Source organism: Micromonospora costi (assembly GCF_003626655.1).
In the GTDB taxonomy this organism is placed as follows: Bacteria; Actinomycetota; Actinomycetes; order Mycobacteriales; family Micromonosporaceae; genus Micromonospora; species Micromonospora costi.
The window spans coordinates 1695029-1714226 of record NZ_RBAN01000001.1 but is presented as its reverse complement, the minus strand read 5'-3'; the positions used below and the strand labels follow the sequence as shown (position 1 = coordinate 1714226).

16 protein-coding genes are annotated in these 19198 nt (G+C 74.3%); 3 read left to right on the top strand and 13 right to left on the bottom strand.

The features are described from left to right. Positions 1–35: 35 nt before the first annotated feature. A complete protein-coding gene (locus tag D7193_RS07730; protein ID WP_120778594.1) occupies positions 36–986 on the bottom strand; it encodes a DNA primase in 951 nt (316 codons plus the stop codon). A gap of 137 nt (positions 987–1123) precedes the next feature. Between D7193_RS07730 and D7193_RS07725 the strand changes: the two genes are divergently transcribed. Beyond that, on the top strand, positions 1124–1465 hold the full coding sequence (locus D7193_RS07725) for a PadR family transcriptional regulator (RefSeq protein ID WP_120778593.1): 342 nt from the start codon (positions 1124–1126) through the stop codon (positions 1463–1465). Positions 1466–1510: 45 nt separating this feature from the next. On the opposite strand, the gene D7193_RS07720 is transcribed toward D7193_RS07725, so the two are convergent. The 10 genes from D7193_RS07720 to deoC form a co-directional block, all read right to left on the bottom strand. Then, on the bottom strand, positions 1511–2161 hold the full coding sequence (locus D7193_RS07720) for a permease prefix domain 1-containing protein (RefSeq protein WP_241562843.1): 651 nt from the start codon (positions 2159–2161) through the stop codon (positions 1511–1513). A 92-nt stretch (positions 2162–2253) separates the two neighbouring features. After that, a complete protein-coding gene (gene cydC / locus D7193_RS07715; RefSeq protein ID WP_338324078.1) occupies positions 2254–4245 on the bottom strand; it encodes a thiol reductant ABC exporter subunit CydC in 1992 nt (663 codons plus the stop codon). Continuing rightward, positions 4242–5927, bottom strand: coding sequence for a thiol reductant ABC exporter subunit CydD (gene cydD / locus D7193_RS07710; RefSeq protein ID WP_120779340.1), 1686 nt, complete (start codon positions 5925–5927; stop codon positions 4242–4244). The genes cydC and cydD overlap by 4 nt, the downstream gene beginning before the upstream one ends. After that, positions 5924–6931: a cytochrome d ubiquinol oxidase subunit II gene (locus tag D7193_RS07705; RefSeq protein WP_120778591.1), complete on the bottom strand. Its 1008-nt coding sequence runs from the start codon at positions 6929–6931 to the stop codon at positions 5924–5926. Before D7193_RS07705 ends, cydD begins: the two co-directional genes overlap by 4 nt. Before the next feature lie 10 nt (positions 6932–6941). Continuing rightward, positions 6942–8189 (bottom strand): cytochrome ubiquinol oxidase subunit I, encoded by a 1248-nt coding sequence (locus D7193_RS07700; protein WP_120778590.1) that lies wholly within the window; start codon positions 8187–8189, stop codon positions 6942–6944. A 166-nt stretch (positions 8190–8355) separates the two neighbouring features. Further along, positions 8356–9261, bottom strand: a complete 906-nt coding sequence (locus tag D7193_RS07695; protein ID WP_120778589.1) for a M56 family metallopeptidase — start codon at positions 9259–9261, stop codon at positions 8356–8358. 10 nt (positions 9262–9271) lie between these two features. After that, positions 9272–9832 carry a BlaI/MecI/CopY family transcriptional regulator gene (locus D7193_RS34810; protein ID WP_377456392.1) on the bottom strand — a complete coding sequence of 187 codons (561 nt, stop codon included), beginning with the start codon at positions 9830–9832 and terminating at the stop codon, positions 9272–9274. Between the two features lie 555 nt (positions 9833–10387). Then, complete coding sequence (locus tag D7193_RS07680) at positions 10388–11212, bottom strand: aldehyde dehydrogenase family protein (protein ID WP_120778588.1); 825 nt, start codon at positions 11210–11212, stop codon at positions 10388–10390. Beyond that, on the bottom strand, positions 11205–12635 hold the full coding sequence (locus tag D7193_RS07675; RefSeq protein WP_120778587.1) for an aldehyde dehydrogenase family protein: 1431 nt from the start codon (positions 12633–12635) through the stop codon (positions 11205–11207). The genes D7193_RS07680 and D7193_RS07675 overlap by 8 nt, the downstream gene beginning before the upstream one ends. 5 nt (positions 12636–12640) lie before the next feature. After that, entirely contained in the window at positions 12641–13600 is a 960-nt protein-coding gene (gene deoC, locus D7193_RS07670; protein WP_120778586.1) for a deoxyribose-phosphate aldolase, read from the bottom strand. 147 nt (positions 13601–13747) lie between these two features. Here deoC and upp point away from each other — a divergent pair, with 147 nt between their 5' ends. Both upp and D7193_RS07660 read left to right on the top strand, forming a co-directional pair. Beyond that, positions 13748–14380, top strand: a complete 633-nt coding sequence (upp, locus tag D7193_RS07665) for a uracil phosphoribosyltransferase (protein WP_120778585.1) — start codon at positions 13748–13750, stop codon at positions 14378–14380. A 153-nt stretch (positions 14381–14533) separates the two neighbouring features. Continuing rightward, positions 14534–15211 (top strand): GOLPH3/VPS74 family protein, encoded by a 678-nt coding sequence (locus D7193_RS07660; RefSeq protein WP_120778584.1) that lies wholly within the window; start codon positions 14534–14536, stop codon positions 15209–15211. Positions 15212–15301: 90 nt separating this feature from the next. Here D7193_RS07660 and D7193_RS07655 read toward each other — a convergent pair whose 3' ends face one another. Both D7193_RS07655 and D7193_RS07650 read right to left on the bottom strand, forming a co-directional pair. Then, a complete protein-coding gene (locus tag D7193_RS07655; protein ID WP_120778583.1) occupies positions 15302–16969 on the bottom strand; it encodes a phospho-sugar mutase in 1668 nt (555 codons plus the stop codon). A gap of 69 nt (positions 16970–17038) precedes the next feature. Then, positions 17039–19105, bottom strand: a complete 2067-nt coding sequence (locus D7193_RS07650; protein WP_120778582.1) for a serine/threonine-protein kinase — start codon at positions 19103–19105, stop codon at positions 17039–17041. Between the last annotated feature and the right edge of the window lie 93 nt (positions 19106–19198).

Sequence of the window (19198 nt, the reverse complement as noted above, 5' to 3'; positions counted from 1 at the left end):
TTCCTCTGCCAGAGACTGATGCTCCCCGGTAAGGGTCAGTCGCGCCAGTCCACGACCGCAGAGATCTTGCCGACAATGGTGCGCCAACCGAGACTTGCGGTTTGTGCCCCGATTTTCTTCAGCCGCCGTCGGCCCATAAAACCGCCGATACCGCCGTTGACACTGGCCCGCAGCGCCTCGTCCAGATCGTCGAGGCTGGAGCCGGCGGAGAGCATGTCGAGCACGGCCGGTAGCCGCAGGGCGTACGAGACGTCACGGGCGATCTCGCCGGCCTCGATCAAGAGCGTGGGATCCCACGTGTCGTGCCCGCCGCGGAGGTTCTCCACCACGAGGTCGAGCTCGTAGGTGTCCTCGTCCAGGGGAGCGATGTCGGCCGGTTCCACCCGTTCGGACAGTTCTCGCCAACTGTCCAGTTGGGACAGATCGTTGGGCGCGCCGGATCGGATGAAACTGACCAACGATTCCGGCGTCTTGAAGAGCAGCAGCCGGCCCTTGTGGCTCAGGAAGACCGGCACCTCCTCGTCGCCCGCCTCGTCGGCGGCCTCCTCCTCGTCTTCCGACTCGGCCTCGTCACCGGCGGCCTCGCGGCGGCGGCCCTCGGCCTCGCGGTCGCTCTCGGCGAACTCCTCGGCCAGCTCCTCGTCGAGGATCACGACGGTCTCGTCGTCCTCCTCCTCCTCGATCACCTGACGGCGGGCGAGGAACGGGTCGTCCTCGTCGCGCTCGGCGACGTCGGTCGGGGTCAGGTCCCGGGCCGGCCGGTACGCCCGCAGGGTGAAGCCGGTGCCGGCGGGCAGCGCGATCTCCACCGGGTCGATCTCGACCGCCTCCCAGAGGGAGCGGTCGGGAGCCGGGCCGGCCTGGTCGGTGTCGGCGTCCTCCGGCTCGACCGCGTCGGCGGTGTCGTCGAGCTCGGGCTCGTCGGCGTCTGGCCGTTGAGGCGACTGGCGGGCCACGCTGACCTCCGTGTGCTTCGGGTTGCCCACCCGCCGGCGTCTCCGGCCGGCGAGTGACTCTGGGCACATACCCTAGTGGGCCGTTCTGGAACGCCGATGCCCGCACCCCGGGTCGTTCCGTGTCTCGCGGTGGCGGTCCGGCCGCCGGACAAGTAGCGTAGCTACGTATGAAGGCCCAGGCGCTGCACGGACACCTCGACGCCCTGCTGCTGGCGGTGCTGGAGGGCGGTGCGCTGCACGGTTACGCCATCATCGAGGCGCTGCGCGCCCGCAGCGACGGCAACCTCGACCTGCCGACCGGCACCATCTATCCCGCGCTGCGCCGGCTGGAGCGGGCCGGGCACGTGGTGAGCACCTGGAGCACCGTCAACGGGCGGGAGCGCCGGACGTACCAGCTCACCGACGCCGGGCACCGGGCGCTGGCCGGGGAGCGGGCCGGCTGGCGGGAGTTCAGTTCGACCGTGGGCCGCTTCCTCGACCCGGGCACGTCGCCGGCGGCCCCGGCCTGAGCCGGGTCGGCCGTCGCCGCGTGGAGTACGCCGGTGGCGCGCGCGTCAGCGGACGGCCAGCAGCCAGTTGCGGGCGGCCCCGGCCACCCAGAGGTAACCGGCGCTCGCCAGCACCGCCCCGATGATCATCGGCGGCCAGGTGACCGCCGCGTCCCAGAGCAGGACCGACCAGCCGAACAGGCCGGCGCCGGACAGCACGCCGAGCAGGAGCGAGCCGGTGAGGCCGGCGCCGACCAGCCGGACGAGCGCCGCCAGCTCGGGACGGGCCGACCGGGCGGCCATCGGCACGAGCAGCAGCCCGGCGGCCGCGAGCGCCAGCGCGAGCAGCCAGATCACGTTCACCGACGAGGAGAGGAGCTGGTAGCGCGCCGGCGGGTGCGGACCGTTCACGCTCCAGCTCGACCCGCGCCAGGTCAGGTCGCCCGCAGCGACGAGCACCGAGGCCATCGTGAGGACACGCAGCGACAGGCCACGCAGCGCCCCGACTGCCAGCTCGGCCTGCCAGCCGGGCACCAGCTGGGCCGGGCTGCCGAACTCGGCCACCGCGCGGCGCTCCGCCTCGGCCGCCGTCAGCCCGTCCGCCCGGTACGCCTCGACGGCGTCGAGGAGCCCGTGCCGGGCCTCGGTCAGCAGGTCGGCCTTCAGCCGGGCGGGCCCGCGCAGCCGATCGGCGAGCTCACGCAGGCGGTCCTCCACCAAGACGTCCTCACAGCGCGGCATGGCCCCACCCTGCCACGTCCGCGCCCGTCCCGGCGTCCGGGAAGACCCTGGCCCGACCCGGAGAGCGGTCAGGGCGCGAGGGCCAGGTAGCCCCGTTCGGCCGCCTCCTGGAGCAGCCACTGGTCGCGGTACCACCCCGGTGTGGCCACGAGGTCGCCGTGCCGGCCGCGCTGCACCACCCGGCCCGCGTCGAGGACCACGATCTCGTCCAGCCCGGCCAGGCCCGTGAGGCGGTGGCTGATGAGCAGCACCGAGTGCCCGGCCGGCGTGGCGGCCAGCGTCGAGGCGAGCACCGCGTCGGCGGCGGCCGGGTCGAGCCCCTCGGTGGGCTCGTCGAGCACCAGCACCGGCGGCGCCGCCAGCAGGGCCCGGGCCAGCGCCAGCCGCTGCCGCTGCCCGCCGGAGAGCTGGGAGCCCTCCTCGCCGACCACGGTGTCCCAGCCGGCCGGTTGCTCGCGTACCCAGTCCAGCAGACCCGCGGCGGCCGCCGCGGCGGCCAGCTCCTCCTCGCCCGCGCCGGGCCCGCCGAGCAGCAGGTTCTCCCGCACGGTGGCATGGAAGACGTACGCCTCGGCGAGCAGCCCGCCCACGACCCGGGGAAGCTCGTCCTCGGCGTACGTGGAGAGGTCCCGCCCGCCCACCGTGACCCGTCCGCTCCCGGGCTGCACCGCACCGGTCAGGACGGCCGCCAGCGTGCTCTTGCCGGCGCCGCTGGGGCCGACCACGGCCACCCGACGCCCGGCCGGCAGGTCGAGGCTCATCCGGTCGAGGGCGGGGGCCGCACCGGCCCGGTACCGGACGGTCACGTCGTCGAGCCGCACGTCGTGCGTGCCGCCCTCCGATGCGACCCCGGGGGTCAGCTCGGCGCCGGCCATCGGCTCGGCACCGGGCGTCGGCTCCTCCCGGGGCGCCGGCCCGGCGCCCGGCACCCGGGCGCGGGTGTCACCGAGCAGGGCGGCGACGCGGGTCAGGCCGGTCCGGAGCTGGGTACGCTGCCGCGCCGCCCCGACCAGCGCCAACGCGACCTCGACGGCGGTCAGGGTGCCGACGGCCAGGACGCCGACCAGGACGCCGGGCACTCCCGAGGCCAACGCGACGAGCACCACCGCGCCGGCGGTGAGCCCGGCGAGGAGGGTGCCGATCGCGTCCACCGCGAACCCGGCGGCCGCGAGCCGGCGCTCCAGCCTTGCCAGCCGCCGCGTGCGGTCGGTCGCGGCGCGCAGCGCGGTGGCCGTGGCGCCGAAGGCGGCGAGGTCGGCGGCGCCGTGGGTCAGGTCGATGGCGTCCGCGGCCAGGGCGCCGCGCAGCGGTGCCAGCTCGGCCGCGCTGCGCCGGGTCAGCCGGGTTGCGAGCACGGGCAGCGCCACCCCGGCCACGAGGAGCCCGACGGCGAGCACGCCGGCGGCCGGCGGTGAGATCAGCGCGGCCCCGCCCACCGCCACCACGCTCACGAGGACCGCGCCGGCGGCCGGTACGAGCACCCGGAGGAGCAGATCCTGGACCGTCTCCACGTCGGAGACCAGCCGGCTCAGCGCGTCACCCGAGCGGGCCGGGGCGGACCGGCGGGCGGCGAGCGCCGCGAACACCCGTGCCCGGACGTCGGTGATGATCCGCAGCACCGCGTCGTGCCCGGCGAGCCGTTCGGTGTAGCGGAACACGCCCCGGCTGATGGCGAGCGCGCGTACGGCGACGATGGCGACGGTGAGCCGGTCCAGCGGCGGCCGCCCGGCGGCGCTCATCAGTAGCCACGTGGCGGTCGCCATCAGGGCGAGACCGGCGAACTCGGTGGCGGCCGCGAGCAGGCCGGCGCCCACGAGGCGGCCGAGGTAGGGCCGGGCCAGCCGCAGGACGACGCGTTCCGCCGCGCCGGCCGGACCCGCACCAGCCGGGCCGTTCACGTCGGTCGTCCGGACGGGCGGATCGACCGTGGCGGGACCGGCCACGTCGAAGTCAGCCGGCTCGGCGACGCCCGCCAGCGTGGGGTCCGGCCCGGCCGGACCGCCGGGGTGGGCTCCGGCACGGCCGGTCGGGTCCGGTACGGGATCGCGTGCGGCGCTCATCGGGCGGCCCCTCCGGTCGGTGCGGGGGTCAGCTCCATCACCCGGCCGTCCTCCACCCGCAGGATCCGGTCGACGTCGGCGAGCAGCGCGGGACGGTGGGCGACCAGGAGCGCCGTCCGGCCGGCCACCAGCCGGCGGGTGGCGTCCAGCACCACCGCCTCCGAGGCGCTGTCCAGCCGTGCGGTCGGCTCGTCGAGCAGCACGACGGGTGCGTCCCGCAGGAACGCCCGGGCCAGCGCCACCCGCTGCCGCTGGCCGCTGGACAGGCCGTGCCCGCGCTCGCCGAGCACCGTGTCGAGCCCGTCCGGTAGCCCGGCCACGACCTCGTCGAGGGCCGCGTCCCGCACCGCCGTGGCGAGCGCGTCGGCCGGGGTGTCCGGGGCGCCGAGCCGGATGTTGTCGGCCAGCGAGGCCGCGAAGAGGTGGGCGCGCTGCGGCACCCAGGCGAGTTGCCGTCGCCAGCCGTCCAGGTCGGCGTCGGCCAGGTCCACCCCGTCGACGGTCACGCGACCGCCGGTCGGGGTGACGAACCCCAGCAGCAGCCCGAGCAGGGTGCTCTTGCCGGCGCCGCTGGGACCGATGACGGCGATCCGCTCGCCCGGCCGTACGGTCAGCGTCACGTCCCGCAGCGCCGTGGTGCGCTCGTACGCGACGGTCACCGACTCGAACCGGATCTCGCCCCGGCCGTCGGGCACCGGGCGGGCGCCCCGCTCACCGTCCCGCGCCGGGGCCGGCGCGCCGGCCTCCACCTCGAACGCGTCGTTGAGCGCCGTGAGCCCTTCCATGCTCGCGTGGAACCGGCTGCCGGCGGCCCGCAGCGGCAGGTACGCCTCCGGGGTGAGCAGCAGCACCAGCAGCGCGGTCTGCAGGGCGATGCCACCGCCGAGCAGCCGGATGCCGACCGGCACCGCCACCAGCGCCACCGACAGCGTGGCGACCAGTTCCAGCACGAGGGCGGAGAGGAAGGCGATGCGCAGCGTCCGCATCGTGGCGACGCGGTGGCCGTCGGCCATGCGGCGTACTACGTCGACCTGGGCCCGGGCCCGGCCGAACGCGCGTAGCGTGGGCAGGCCGGCGACCATGTCGAGGAAGTGCCCGCCGAGCATCGAGAGGCGCCGCCACTGGCGCTCGGTGGCGGCCTGCGCCTGCCAGCCGAGGAGCGCCCCGAAGACCGGGATCAGCGGCAGGGTCAGCGCGATGATCACCGCCGAGCTCCAGTCGGCGAGGCCGATCCGGGCGAGAACCGCGAGCGGGACGGTGACGCTGAGCACCAGCTGCGGCAGGTACCCGGTGAAGTAGGCGTCGAGGGCGTCCAACCCGCGCCCGGCCAGGGTGGCGAGCTGCCCGGCCCGCTGCCCGGCGACCCAGCCCGGCCCGTGCCGGCCCACCGCGCCGAGCAGGTCGGCGCGGAGCGCGGCCTTGACCGTGGCGGCCACGCGGGCGGCCACGGTGCCCTGCGCCCAGACGACGAACGCGCGGGCGGCGACCGTGGCCGCGAAGCCGGCGAGGGCCGGCCGGTCCAACCGGGCGTCGAACGCGGTCGCGAGCAGCGCCGCCAGCGTCGTGGCCTGCGCGACGACCAGCGCCGCGGCGACCACGCCCAGCATTGCGAGCAGGGCGAGGTCGCGGCGGGCCGCAGGGACCCGACGCAGCAGACGCGGGTCGAAGGGGCGGCGGTTCACCAGTACACCGGTGCCCTGCCGTCGGTCCGTCCCCGGAACACCCACCAGCACATCAGCTGAAAGCCTAGTAGGGCCGGCACGAGCGGCAGCGCCAGCCAGCCCAGCAGGCGCAGGGTGGGCCCGCTGGCCGCCGCGTCGGCGACCGTCAGGGACGCGCCGGAGTCGACCGTGGAGACCAGCGCGTAGGGCCAGAGGGTCGCCCCGACCAGCACCACCGGCAGCGCCAGGGCGGCCCCCGTGGCGGCGAAGGCCACCCCCGGCCGCCGCCGGGCGAGCGCCACGCGTGCCACCAGCAGGGCCGCGACCAGCGCCACCGGAAGCAGTACGCCGAGCGCCGGCCGCTGCGCGGTCTCGCGTACCCGCGCGGAGAGCAGGCCGACGACGGTGGCCGCGCCGACCGCGGCGATTGCCACCGGGACGAGCCGGCGGGCCAGCCGGCCGGCCCCGGCGGCGTCGGCGGCCGGCAGCCGGAGCGTGAGGAAGGTCGCACCGTGCACGGCCACCAGCGCGACCGTGGCGAGGGCGGCGGCGGCCACGAACGGGGTGAGCAGGTGGGTCAGGCCGGCGATGTGCCCGTCGGCGTGCCGCGGCACGCCCTGGAGCAGCCCGGCCAGCAGGGCGCCCCAGCCGAGTGCGGCGAGGGTGCTGCCGACGACCACCACCCGGTCCCAGCGGGCCCGGACCCGCTCGTGCGCGGGGCGGCTGCGCAGTTGCACGCCGGCGGTCACGAGGATCACGCCGGCGAGCGCCCCGAGCACGATCGGGTAGAAGCCGGAGAGCAGTTCCCCTTCGAGCACGGGAAAGGCGCCGAAGAGGATGCCGACGGCCGCCACCAGCCAGACCTCGTTGCCGAGGAAGAACGGGCCGACCGCGTTGAGCGCGGCCCGCCGTCGGCCGGGATCGGCGTTGCCGGCGAGCGACAGGCCCACGCCGTAGTCGTAGCCGGCGAGCACCAGGTAGCTGGCGAAGAAGAGACCGAGCAGGGCGTACCAGGCGAGTTCCACGATCGGCTCCTCAGACGAAGGCGGGTTCGGTGGGGACGTCGGCGGACGGGCCCGGCGGGCGGCCGAGGGCCGGGTCGTGCGCTCCCCGGACGGCGTGCCGGGCCATGAGCACCCAGTTGGTGACGGCCAGCGTGCCGAGCAGCAGGCTGAAGCCGATCAGCGAGACGAGCATCACCGGCGCCCCCACGGGAGAGACCGCCTGGTCGACCGGCAGCAGCCCGTACGCGACCCACGGCTGGCGGCCGACCTCGCGGGCGAGCCACCCGAGGATCACCGCGACGAGCGGCAGCGGCACCGCGAGCAGGATGAGCCACAGCGGGACGCGGAGCCGGATGATCCAGTCGCGGAAGAGCAGTGGCAGCAGCAGCCAGAGGGTGCCGAGGGTGAGGCCGATGAGGATCATGAAGCCGAGACCGACGCTGGCCAGCACGGGCGGCGTGTAGTCGCCCGGGCCGAACTGGGCGGTCCACTCGGCGATCGTGGCCTGGGCGTCGTCGCCGGCGCCGAACTTCGTGGGCTGTACGGCGCCGACGGGGCCGAACTGGGCGAAGCCGAAGCCCTGCACCAGCGTGATGGCCAGGGCCGAGGTGACCAGCCCGATCCGCAGCGAGGTGCGGTGCAGCGCGTAGTCCGGGGTCCGCCGGATCAGGTGGTACGCGCTGACCGCGGCCATCAGCATCCCGCCGACCAGCAGGGAGGCCGCGACGACGTGGCCGAAGGCCATCCCGAAGGTGGGGTTGGTGAGCAGCGCCCCGAAGTCGGTGAGGTGGGCGACGCCGTCGCGGACCTCGTAACCGACCGGGTTCTGCAGCCAGGAGTTGGCGACCAGGATCCAGAACGCCGAGGCGTACGCGGTCAGCGCCACGCCCCAGAGCAGCGCGAGGTGCACGCCGCGCCGCAGCCGGTGCCACCCGAAGATCCACATGCCGAGGAACGTGGACTCCAGGAAGAACGCGACCAGGGTCTCGATCGCGAGGGGCGCGCCGAAGACGTTGCCGACGTAACGCGAGACGCCGCTCCAGTTCAGCCCGAACTGGAACTCCATGACGATGCCGGTGGCGATGCCCAGCACGTAGTTGATCACGTACAGCTGGCCCCAGAACCGGGTCAGCCGCTCGTACTTCTGCTTGCCCGTGATCACCCAGGCCGTCTGAAGCCCGACCAGGAGGGTGACCAGGCCGAGCGTCACCACCACGAAGAGGAAGTGGATCCCTGCCGTGGTGGCGAATTGCAGTCGGGCGAGGAGGAGGGTGTCCATGCCGCACTCCAACGGTTGGCTCGCTTGTCGTAGCGAGCCTACACGTAGATTCTCTACTTATATCTACTACGTATCGTCGTAGTCAATGTTACGACAGTACGTAGTAGCCGCTGGGGCGGGTTGTCAGCTCGGGAAGGTGGGCGGGTCGGCGCGGGAAGGCGGGCGGTCAGCTCAGGAAGAGCGAGACGGGAAGGGCTACCAGGGTGGTGGCGAAGGCCAACGCCGTGGTCACCACGAGACGGGACGGCTCGTCCGCGACCAGCAGCCGCTGCACCCGGACATCCAGGTCGCGGTCGCCCAGGCCGAGCGCCCCCGCGGGGGTGATCCGGTGGCCGGCCGTGGCGAACCGGCGCAGCGCGGCGGCGAGCGGGGCGTCCGCGTGCAACTCACGGGCCTTGTCGTCGGCGCGCATCTCCACGAGCAGGGCGACCCGCTCGTACGCCTCCCGCACCCACCGGAACCACGGCAGCGCCTGGGACAGCGCGGTGAACGGCAGCAGCACGAGGTCGTGCCGCTCCTCGGCGTGCGCCCGCTCGTGCGTGAGCACCGCGGCCAGTTCGGCGCGGTCCAGCAGGGTCAGCGTGCCGGCGCTCACCACCACGCGGGGCTTCACCCCGGGCAGGCAGTAGGCCGCGGCGCTCGGGTGGTCGAGCACCAGGGCGCCGGGAGCGGCCGGGTCGTCCCGGGCCACGAGGGCGAGCAGGTCCCGGTGCCGGCGCTGCGCCCGCACCGTGGCGTTGATGCTGCGTACGGTCGTGGCGAGCAGCACCGCACCGATGCCGAACCCGATGCCCACGCCGGCGAGGTGGAGCACGTTCAGCCCCGCGGGGAGCGTGCCGTGCAGCAGGTCCGAGACGAGGGCCACGACAGCGCTGCCGGTCGGCCGGTCGTACGCGCTCACGCCGAGCGCGATCGGGACGCCCATCGCGGAGAGCCCGAGCGCCAACCCGACCGCCTGCCAGCAGATGATCGCCACGCGAGGGCTGTGCCACGGCCAGGTCGACCGGGCGAGGACCTGGGCGGCCAGCCAGCAGGCCAGGATGGTGACGGCGAAGTGCAGGGCGTACGCCACGGCCGCCGCCCTACCCGTCCGCCGCCTCGTCGGCGGAGGCCGGACGCTCGGCGCGCCCGGTCGCCGGCGCCTCGATCCGGTCGGTCAGCGAGCCCCGCGCGGACCCGGCCGGGTTGTCACCGGTGGCGGTGTCGTGTGTGCCCGGCGCCCGGCTGGCGGTGTCGTGTGTGCCCGGCGTCCGGCTGGCGGCGTGGCCGGTCGGCATCCCGCCGGCCTCGGCGGAGAGGGCGGCCCGCAGCACCTCGGCCTCCGTGCCGGTCACCGAGCGGGCGAAACGCACCAGCGCGGCGTCCCGGCTGCCGCCGAGGTCGAGCGCGTCGAGCATGAGCTGGGCGATGTGCGCCTCGCGGCTGGCCGCGGCCCGGTAACGCCAGGCTCGCCCCTCCCGCTGGCGCTGCACCATGCCCTTGCCGGCGAGCCGGTCGAGGACCGTCATCACCGTCGTGTAGGCCAGCTCCCGGCCGGCCAGCGCGTCGGCGACCTCGCGCACGGTCACGCCGTCGGACGTGCTCGGGACGGAGTCCCACAGCACGTCCATCACCGCACGTTCAAGATCGCCCAGCCGTGTCACACGTCAATCCTACCCCCCGTAGTAGACCCCCCGGCCACGACGGTGCCCGACACCGCCTCGGCGGGACCGCCCGCCCCGGCCCGGCCGCCGCGCCCGGCCCGGCCGCCGCGCCCGGCCCGGCCGCCGCGCCCGGCCCGGCCGCAGCGCCCGGCCCGTCCCGCCCAAGATCCGCACAACATCCCGGAAGTAGCGGGGTCCAGCACCCGAGGAGACCGCAACATCAGGGATGTAGTGGGGTCGAGCACCCGAGGAGACCGCAACATCAGGGATGTAGTGGGGTCCAGCGGCGCGCAGACCACAACTTCAAGGAAGTCGCGGAGACCTCGACCCAACCGCGAAGTCCGAGAGCGAGCAGGGAGCCGGAGCGTCGCCACCGAACGCCGAACGCCGCCGCCCCGCCGACCGGTAACCCGACGCTGGGCAGCGCCCGCAAGCCGTACCCGCGCAGCGACCTGGACCACCGACGGTTTCGGGGGGAGGCCCGCCCGCGGAGGGATCAAGCCTGACCGCCCGGAGCGGGCGGGGCTCCCCCCGAAACCCCACGGAGATCAGGAGCTAAACACCCTTCGGATGCCAGACCGTCTTCGTCTCCAGCAGCGTGGTCATCCGACCCAGACCCGGGTCGGCGAACCAGTCGTGGTCGGCCGGCGCGGGGCGCAGCACGCGCTTGAGGTTCGCCGCCGCCTTGACCTCCAGGTCGGCGGCCAGTTCGGCGTCGGTCACGCCGGTCAGGTCGATGGCGTTGACGTCCATGTGCGCGGCCAGCGTGGGCGCCGTCTCGGTGATCCGGCCGGTGAGCAGGTTGACGACGCCGCCGGGCAGGTCGGAGGTGGCCAGCACCTCGGCCAGCGTGACGGCCGCGAGCGGCTCGGTCGGGGACGTGGCCACCACCACCGTGTTGCCGGTGACGATGGCCGGGGCGATCACGCTCACCAGCCCGAGCAGCGCCGGCCGCTCCGGAGCGACCACGGCCACCACGCCGGTGGGCTCGGGCGCGGAGAGGTTGAAGTACGGGCCGGCGACGGGGTTCGCGCCGCCGTACACCTGGGCGAGCTTGTCGGACCAGCCGGCGTACCAGACCCAGCGGTCGACCGCCGCGTCCACCTCGTCGCCCGGCACGCCGAGCGCCACGAACTGCTCGCGGCGGCCCTCCAGCATCTCGGCGGCGCGGTAGAGGATCTGACCCCGGTTGTACGCGGTCGCGCCGGCCCAGCCCTTCACGGCGGCGCGGGCGGCGACCACGGCGTCGCGCGCGTCCTTGCGGGAAGCCAACGACACATTCGCGTCCTGCACGAGATACGACCGTCCCGACTCGCTGCGCGGGAACTTCCCGCCGATGAAGAGCTTGTACGTCTTGCGTACCGCGACCCGCTCAGACATTGAGGTACGCCTCCAGCCCGTGCCGGCCGCCCTCGCGACCGTAGCCCGACTCCTTGTAGCCACCGAAGGGCGAGGTGGGGTCGAACTTGTTGAACGTGTTGGCCCAGACGACGCCGGCGCGCAGCCGGTCGGCCATCCAGAGGATCCGCGAGCCCTTGTCGGTCCAGATGCCGGCCGACAGCCCGTACGGCGTGTTGTTCGCCTTCTCCACGGCCTCGGCGGGGGTGCGGAACGTGAGCACGGACAGCACCGGCCCGAAGATCTCCTCGCGGGCGATGCGGTGGGCCTGGGTGACGCCGGTGAAGATGGTGGGCGCGAACCAGAAGCCCCGCTCGGGCAGCTCGCACGGCGGCGACCAGCGCTCGGCGCCCTCGGCCGAACCCGCGTCCGAGAGTTCCCGGATCCGGGCCAGCTGGGCGGCCGAGTTGATCGCCCCGATGTCGGTGTTCTTGTCCAGCGGATCGCCGACGCGCAGCTGCGCCATCCGGCGCTTCAGCGACTCCAGCACGCGGTCGGCCACCGACTCCTGGATGAGCAGGCGGGAACCGGCGCAGCAGACGTGGCCCTGGTTGAAGAAGATGCCGTTGACGATGCCCTCGACCGCCTGGTCGATCGGCGCGTCGTCGAAGACGATGTTGGCGGCCTTGCCGCCCAGCTCCAGGGTGAGCTTCTTGCGGGTGCCGGCGACCGCGCGGGCGATCGCCCGCCCGACCTCGGTCGAGCCGGTGAACGCCACCTTGTCCACGCCCGGGTGCTCGACGAGGGCCCGGCCGGTCTCGCCGGCGCCGGTCACGATGTTGACGACGCCGGCCGGTAGGTCGGCCTGCTGGCAGATCTCGGCGAACAGCAGCGCCGTGAGGGGGGTCGTCTCGGCCGGCTTCAGCACCACCGTGTTGCCGGCCGCGAGCGCCGGGGCGATCTTCCAGGCCAGCATCAGCAGCGGGAAGTTCCACGGGATGACCTGCGCGGCCACGCCCAGCGGCTTCGGGTCGGGGCCGAAGCCCGCGTACGGGAGCTTGTCCGCCCAGCCGGCGTAGTAGAAGAAGTGGGCGGCGACGAGGGGGATGTCGACGTCCCGGGACTCCTTGATCGGCTTGCCGTTGTCCAGGGACTCCAGCACCGCCAGCTCGCGGGAACGCTCCTGGATGATCCGGGCGATCCGGAACAGGTACTTGGCCCGGTCCCGGCCCGGCATCGGGCCCCAGACCTTCTCGTACGCCGTCCGGGCGGCGCGGACCGCGCGGTCCACGTCCTGGGCGCCGCCCTCGGCGATCTCGGCGAGGACCTCCTCGGAGGCGGGGTTGATCGACTTGAAGCTGCCGCCGTCGACCGGGTCGACGAACGTGCCGTCGACGAACAGCCCGTACGCGGGCTTGATGTCCACCACCGAGCGGGACTCGGGGGCGGGGGCGTATTCGAACATCGCGCTCAGTCCAGGGTGAAGTAGTCGGGACCGGAGTAGACGCCGGTCGTCAGCTTGGTGCGCTGCATCAGCAGGTCGTTGAGGAGGCTGGAGGCGCCGAAGCGGAACCAGTCCGGGTCCAGCCAGTCCGGGCCGACCGTCTCGTTGACCATCACCAGGTACTTGATCGCGTCCTTGGTGGTGCGGATGCCGCCGGCCGGCTTCACGCCCACCTGCCGGCCGGTGGCCGCGCGGAAGTCACGGACGGCCTCCAGCATCACGAGGGTCACCGGCGGGGTGGCGGCCACCGGGACCTTGCCGGTGGAGGTCTTGATGAAGTCGCCGCCGGCCAGCATGGCCAGCCAGGAGGCGCGCCGCACGTTGTCGTACGTGGCCAGCTCGCCGGTCTCCAGGATCACCTTGAGGTGCGCGTCGCCGCACGCCTCCTTGGTGGCGACGATCTCGTCGTACACCTCGGAGTAGCGCCCGGCCAGGAACGCGCCCCGGTTGATCACCATGTCGATCTCGTCGGCGCCCGCCTCGACGGCGGCCCGGGTGTCGGCGAGCTTGACCTCCAGCGGCGCCTGCCCGGACGGGAAGGCGGTGGCCACGCTGGCCAGGTGCACGGCCGAGCCGCGCAGCACCTCGGCCACGTACGGGACCATGGCCGGGTAGACGCAGACGGCGCCGACGTGCGGGCAGGACGGGTCCGCCGGGTCGGGACGCAGCGCCTTCGTGGCGAGCGCCCGCACCTTGCCCGGCGTGTCCGCGCCCTCGAGGGTGGTCAGGTCGACCATGCGGATGGCCAGGTCGATGGCCTCGGCCTTGGCCGTGGTCTTGATGGAGCGGGTGCCGAGCTGTGCCGCCCGCTGCTCCGCGCCGACCTGGTCCACGCCGGGTAGGCCGTGCAGGAAGGTCCGCAGAGCGGTCTCGGATCGTCCCAGCTCGGAGAGGTCCGACCGGGCCGACGTCGCTGTCGCCGTCATGGCAGGAAGTCTACGCATCCGACCGAGAAGTGATCTTGGTCACGTCGGGCCGCTGGCGCCGCCGCCGGCCGTCCCGGGGTGAGCGGCGTCGCCCCGTCGGCCCGCGGCCGCACGCCGGGGCCGGATGGTTCGGTAGGTTGAGCGATCGTGGACGTACACGTCATTGACCACCCGCTGGCCCAGTCCCGGCTGACCGCCATGCGGGACGAGCGCACCGACTCCTCCTCGTTCCGGGCGGCGCTGCACGAACTGACCACCATGCTGGTGTACGAGGCGGCGCGTTCCTTCCCCGTCGAGCGGTACCCGATCCAGACCCCGGTCACCGGCACCGAGGGCACCCGCCTGGCGAACCCGCCGCTGCTGGTGCCCGTGCTGCGCGCCGGTCTGGGCATGGCCGACGCCGCCCTGGGCCTGCTGCCGGAGTCCTCGATGGGCTTCGTGGGCCTGGCCCGCGACGAGCGGACGTACGAGCCCCGGGCCTACATGGAGTCGCTGCCCCGGGACCTGAACGGCCGGCCCGTGCTGGTGCTCGACCCGATGCTCGCGACCGGTGGGTCGCTGGAGCACGGCTGCCGGCTGCTCGCCGACCGCGGTTGCACCGACATCACCGTGCTCTGCGTGCTCGCCGCACCGGCCGGCATCGAGCGGCTGGAGCGGTCCGGCCTGCCCCTGCGCCTGGTCACCGCCTCGATCGACGAGGGCCTCAACGACCGGATGTTCATCGTCCCGGGCCTCGGCGACGCGGGCGACCGCCAGTTCGGCGGCATGCCCCGCTTCTGAGCCGACGGCGTCCGCGACCGCACCGGTCCGCGGCCCGACGCGCCCGCGATTCGCCCGTCCGTGACCCGCCGACCGCGACCTGGCCGAACGGGTCGCGGCGGCGTCGGGCGAGTCGATGTGCGGGAGTGCGCCCAGCCGCTACCGTTCCGGGCCATGACTGGTGTTGCGCTCGCCGAAGAGCTGCTGCTCCTCGCGTACGACGACGAAACGGGCAAGGCGACCATGCCCCGGATCAGCCTCGACCTGGGGATGGCCGCCGCGGTGCTGATCGAGCTGGCGCTGGCCGGCCGGATCGCGTACGCCGCCGGGAACCTCACGGTGGTCGACCCGACGCCCACCGGGGAGCCGGTGGCGGACGGTGTGCTCGCCCGGATCGCCGCCGACACCCCGCACACCCCGTCCTCGTGGGTGCAGCGGCTGCGGCACGGCCTGCGCGACCGGATCCTGGGTGACCTGTGCAGCCAGGGCGTCGTCCGCGACGTGGACGAGACCGAGCTGGGCTTCATTCACGTGCACCGCTACCCGGTGGTGGACACCACCGTGGAGGCGGACGCCCGCCGCCGGCTGGCCGAGGCGCTCACCGGCGGCGTGGCCCCGGACGAGCGGACGGCCGCGCTGGCCACCCTGGTCGCCGTCCTGCGGATGGAGTCCGCGCTCGGGGTGAGCGGCGACGCCGCCGAGGCCGCCCGCCGCCGCCTCGCGGAGATCGCCAGCGGGGCGGGCTTCTCCGGTGAGGTCACCCTGGACGACTCGGTGGTCCGCCCCTCCGTAGGGCTCGTAGTCGCGGCCCTGGCCCAAGCCGTGAACGCCGCCCTGGGCCCGCGCCCCTGACCTCTCCCCGCGATCTTGCACTTTCTGCCCCGGCAACCGCTCCAAAAGCCGCATAACAAGGGCCGAAACCGCAAGATCGCGGCGAAAGGGTTAGAGGCCCAGCGCGGTTGCGATCTCGGCGCGCAGGGTTTTCACCGCGGTCTGGGCTCGGGTGCGGGCTTCTGCCACGTCGCCGTCCGTGACGGGTTCCACGACCTCCAGGTACGCCTTCAGCTTCGGCTCGGTGCCGGAGGGGCGGATCACCACGCGGGCCGAGGGGCTGCGCAGGATCACGACGTCCGCCTCCGGGAGCAGGTCCTCGGTGGCCTCGACCGGGTGCCCGAGCAGCGTCGTGGGCGTCGCGGCCCGGATCCGGGCCATCGCGTCGGCGATCTCCCGCAGGTCGTCCACCCGCACCGACAGCTGGTCGGTGTGGTGCACACCGAACTCGGCGGCCAGCTCGTCCAGCCGGTCGGTGAGGGTACGTCCCTGCGCCTTGAGCCCGGCGGCCAGCTCGGCCACGGTGAGCGCCGCCGTGATCCCGTCCTTGTCGCGCACCATGTCCGGGGCGACGCAGTAGCCGAGGGCCTCCTCGTACCCGAAGACCAGCGGCGCCGACCCGCCACCGGCCCGGACGATCCACTTGAACCCGGTGAGCGTCTCGTCGTACGGCAGTCCCCGCGCCGCGCACATCGCCCGCAACAGCGACGACGACACGATGGTGGTGGCGTAGAGGCCGGTCACGCCGCGACGCATGAGGTGATCGGCGAGCAGCACGCCCACCTCGTCGCCGCGGAGCATCCGCCAGCCGGTGGAGCCGTCGCGTACGGCCACCGCGCAGCGGTCCGCGTCGGGGTCGTTGGCGATCGCGATGTCCGCGCCCGTGGCGTCGGCGAGCGCGACCAGCCGGTCGACGGCGCCGGGCTCCTCCGGGTTGGGGAAGGACACGGTGGGGAAGGCCGGGTCCGGCTCGGCCTGCTCGGGCACGACGCCCGGCACCGGGAAGCCCGCGCGGGCGAAGGCGGCCGTGAGCACCGCGGCGCCCACGCCGTGCAGCGGGGTGTACGCCACCGAGAGGTCCCGGGCCCCGTCCGGCGCGATCACGGCGGCGGCCCGTTCGACGTACGCGGAGACGAGGTCGTCGCCGAGCACCTGCCCGGGCGGCCCGAGCGGCACCTCGGCCAGCGGGCCGACGGCGCGGATCGACGCCTCGATCCCGGCGTCGGCGGGCGGCACGATCTGCGCACCGGCCCCGAGGTCCCCGCCCAACGCCGCGCCCAGGTAGACCTTGTAGCCGTTGTCCTGCGGCGGGTTGTGGCTGGCGGTGACCATCACGCCGGCCACCGCGCCGAGCCTGCGCACCGCGTACGCGAGCACGGGTGTGGGCAGCGGGCGGGGGAGCAGCAGGGCGGGTCGTCCGGCCCCGGTCGCCACCTGGGCCGTCCGCTCGGCGAACTCGCGGGAGCCGTACCGCGCGTCGTACCCGATCACCAGCGGCCCGGTGCCGCCCTGAGCGGCGAGCCAGCCGACCAGCCCGGCGGCCGCCTGCGTGACCACCGCGAGGTTCATCCCGTTGGGGCCGGCGCGCAGCGGGCCGCGGAGCCCCGCGGTGCCGAAGGTCAGGTGCCCGGCGAACCGGTCGGCCAGGTCCGGGGCGCTCGACGGCAGCCGGTCGAGGACGTCCCGCAGTTCCGCCCGGGTGGCCGGGTCCGGGTCGTCGTCGAGCCAGCGCCGGGCGCGCTCGCGGATGTCGTCGATGTCAGTGGTGTCCGCCGGCATGCCTCTTGATAGCACGCCGGCGGATCACCGCAGACACTTCCCTCCCGGCTCGACGCCCGGCCGGCAGGCTCAGCTGGCGTCGGTGAGCTTGAAGGTGCGCACCATCTCGTCGAAGATCGGCTTGCTCTCGGCGAACCGGGAGTCGGTGGCGGTCAGGTAGAACGAGTACGCCTTGCCGCCGCTGGCCACGCCGCGCCAGACGCCGTGCCGCATGGTGTCGCCCTCGCCGCAGGTGTACTCGAACTCGGCCGCCGGCTTGCCGGCCAGGTCCGTCTCCGTGGAATTGACCTGGTTGTACGGCTTCACGCAGGAGGCGCTCCTGGTCTTGAGGCCGTTCTCGGCGACCTCCGCCCACCGGGTCGAGCTGCTGGTCCACTTCTCGGTGATGATGCGGACCTTGCGACCGCTGTCCTCCGGGTCGATGTAGTCGGTGTAGCTGCCGCCGGTCGTCTTCTTCCAGCCCTTCGGCACCATCACCTGCACGCCGCGCGCCGCGTGCTCCTGCATCTCGACGCCCGGCCCGGCCGGGACGGTGGCGCTCGGCTGGGCCTGCGGCACGGGCGGCGCGTCGTCACCGCCGCTGAACAGGACGATCGCCCCGACGACCAGCACCACGGCGAGACCGCCCGCCGCGGCGAGCCGGACGTTGCGCGGCCAGCCCTTGACGGTGCGGACCAGTTCCGCGCCCATCCGCCGGGCCCGGCCCATCGATCCGCCCGGCGCCGCGCCGGAGGAGGTCCACGGCTGCCCGGTGCCCGGGACGGACCACTGCCCGCCGCCGTAGGTGCCGCCCACCCGCTGGGTGGCGTCCGGCCCGCCCGCGTACGGGACGGCCTGGGTGGCGTCCGGACGCACGCCCCAGGTGACGGGCTGGGTGGCGTCCGGGTGGGCACCCCCGTTCACCCGCTGGGTGACGTCCGGGTGGGCTCCCCCGGTCACCCGCTGGGTGGCGTCCGCGCCTCCGTAGGTGCGACCCGGCGGCGGCATCGCCCCGGTGGGCGTGTGCAGCGGGCCGGCGAGCGCGTCGGCGCTGGTCTCGTCGAGGGCGGCGCCGTTCGCGGCGGCCGGCTGCGGCCGCTCGCCCCGGCGCAGCGCGGCGAGCCGGTCGGTGAGGGACTCGCCGGGGGCGAGCATGGCCGGGCCGCCGATCTGGCCGCTCGGCTTGGGCTCCGGTTGGACGATCGCCGGGGGCGGGACCAGCCGCTGCACCGGCACCACCGAGTACGGGTCGGTCACCGAGTGCACCGCGGCGGCCGCGTTGCTCAACGCGCCGGCGAGCAGCTCGCGCAGCATGGCCCGGGAGGTGTGGACGTCCAGCCGGCGGGCCGGGTCCTTCTCCAGCAGGCCCATGAGCACGGTGGTGAGCGGCCCGCTGCGCTGCGGCGGGGCGGGCGGGTCCTCCACCACGGCGTGCATGGTCTCGATGGGGTCGCCCTTGTCGAACGGCGGCCGCCCCTCCACCGCCGTGTAGAGCGTCACGCCGAGGGAGAAGAGGTCGCTGGGCGGGCCGAACTCCTGGCCCATGGCCCGCTCGGGGGAGATGAAGTGCGGTGAGCCGAGCACCATCCCGGGCGTGGTGAGCTGGACGTCGGTCGGCATCCGGGCCACACCGAAGTCGGTCAGCACGCAGCGCCCGTCGGAGCAGATGAGCACGTTGGCCGGCTTGACGTCGCGGTGCAGCACACCGATTGCGTGCGCCACCTCCAGCGCGCCGAGCAACGCGATGCCGATCTTGGCGACCACGCGCGGCGCGACCGGCCCGTCCTCGATGACCATGTCGGCGAGGCTGCGGGCGTCGAGCAGCTCCATCACGATCCACGGCCGGCCGGCCTCGGTGACGACGTCGTACACCTGCACCACGGCGGGGTGCTGGATCGCCGCGGCGGCGCGGGCTTCGCGGAGGGTCCGTTCGTACATGGCGTCGCGGTCGCTGGGGGCCAGCCCCGGCGGGAGGACGACCTCCTTGACCGCCACATCCCGCCGCAGCAGGGTGTCTGTCGCGCGCCAGACCGTGCCCATGCCGCCGTTGCCCACCGCGGAGCGCAGCTCGTAGCGACCACCGATGGTGGTGCCGGGCGCCGCGCGTCCACTGGGGGGACTGACAGGTCCACCGCTCCAGGTCGGGATCTGAGTCACAGAAAAGCCACCGGGGGATATCGAGGGGGCTGGGACACAACCCCCCTATCTTGCTGGTTCCGACGCCCGATGCGAAAGCCGACGCGTCGGACG

Bases quoted from the DNA above. Each gene is read 5' to 3' on its own strand.
- D7193_RS07725 (WP_120778593.1), top strand. From the start codon at position 1,124: ATGAAGGCCCAGGCGCTGCACGGACACCTCGACGCCCTGCTGCTGGCG.
- cydC (WP_338324078.1), bottom strand. From the start codon at position 4,245: ATGAGCGCCGCACGCGATCCCGTACCGGACCCGACCGGCCGTGCCGGA.
- D7193_RS07700 (WP_120778590.1), bottom strand. From the start codon at position 8,189: ATGGACACCCTCCTCCTCGCCCGACTGCAATTCGCCACCACGGCAGGG.
- D7193_RS07680 (WP_120778588.1), bottom strand. From the start codon at position 11,212: ATGTCTGAGCGGGTCGCGGTACGCAAGACGTACAAGCTCTTCATCGGC.
- D7193_RS07675 (WP_120778587.1), bottom strand. From the start codon at position 12,635: ATGTTCGAATACGCCCCCGCCCCCGAGTCCCGCTCGGTGGTGGACATC.
- deoC (WP_120778586.1), bottom strand. From the start codon at position 13,600: ATGACGGCGACAGCGACGTCGGCCCGGTCGGACCTCTCCGAGCTGGGA.
- D7193_RS07660 (WP_120778584.1), top strand. From the start codon at position 14,534: ATGACTGGTGTTGCGCTCGCCGAAGAGCTGCTGCTCCTCGCGTACGAC.
- D7193_RS07655 (WP_120778583.1), bottom strand. From the start codon at position 16,969: ATGCCGGCGGACACCACTGACATCGACGACATCCGCGAGCGCGCCCGG.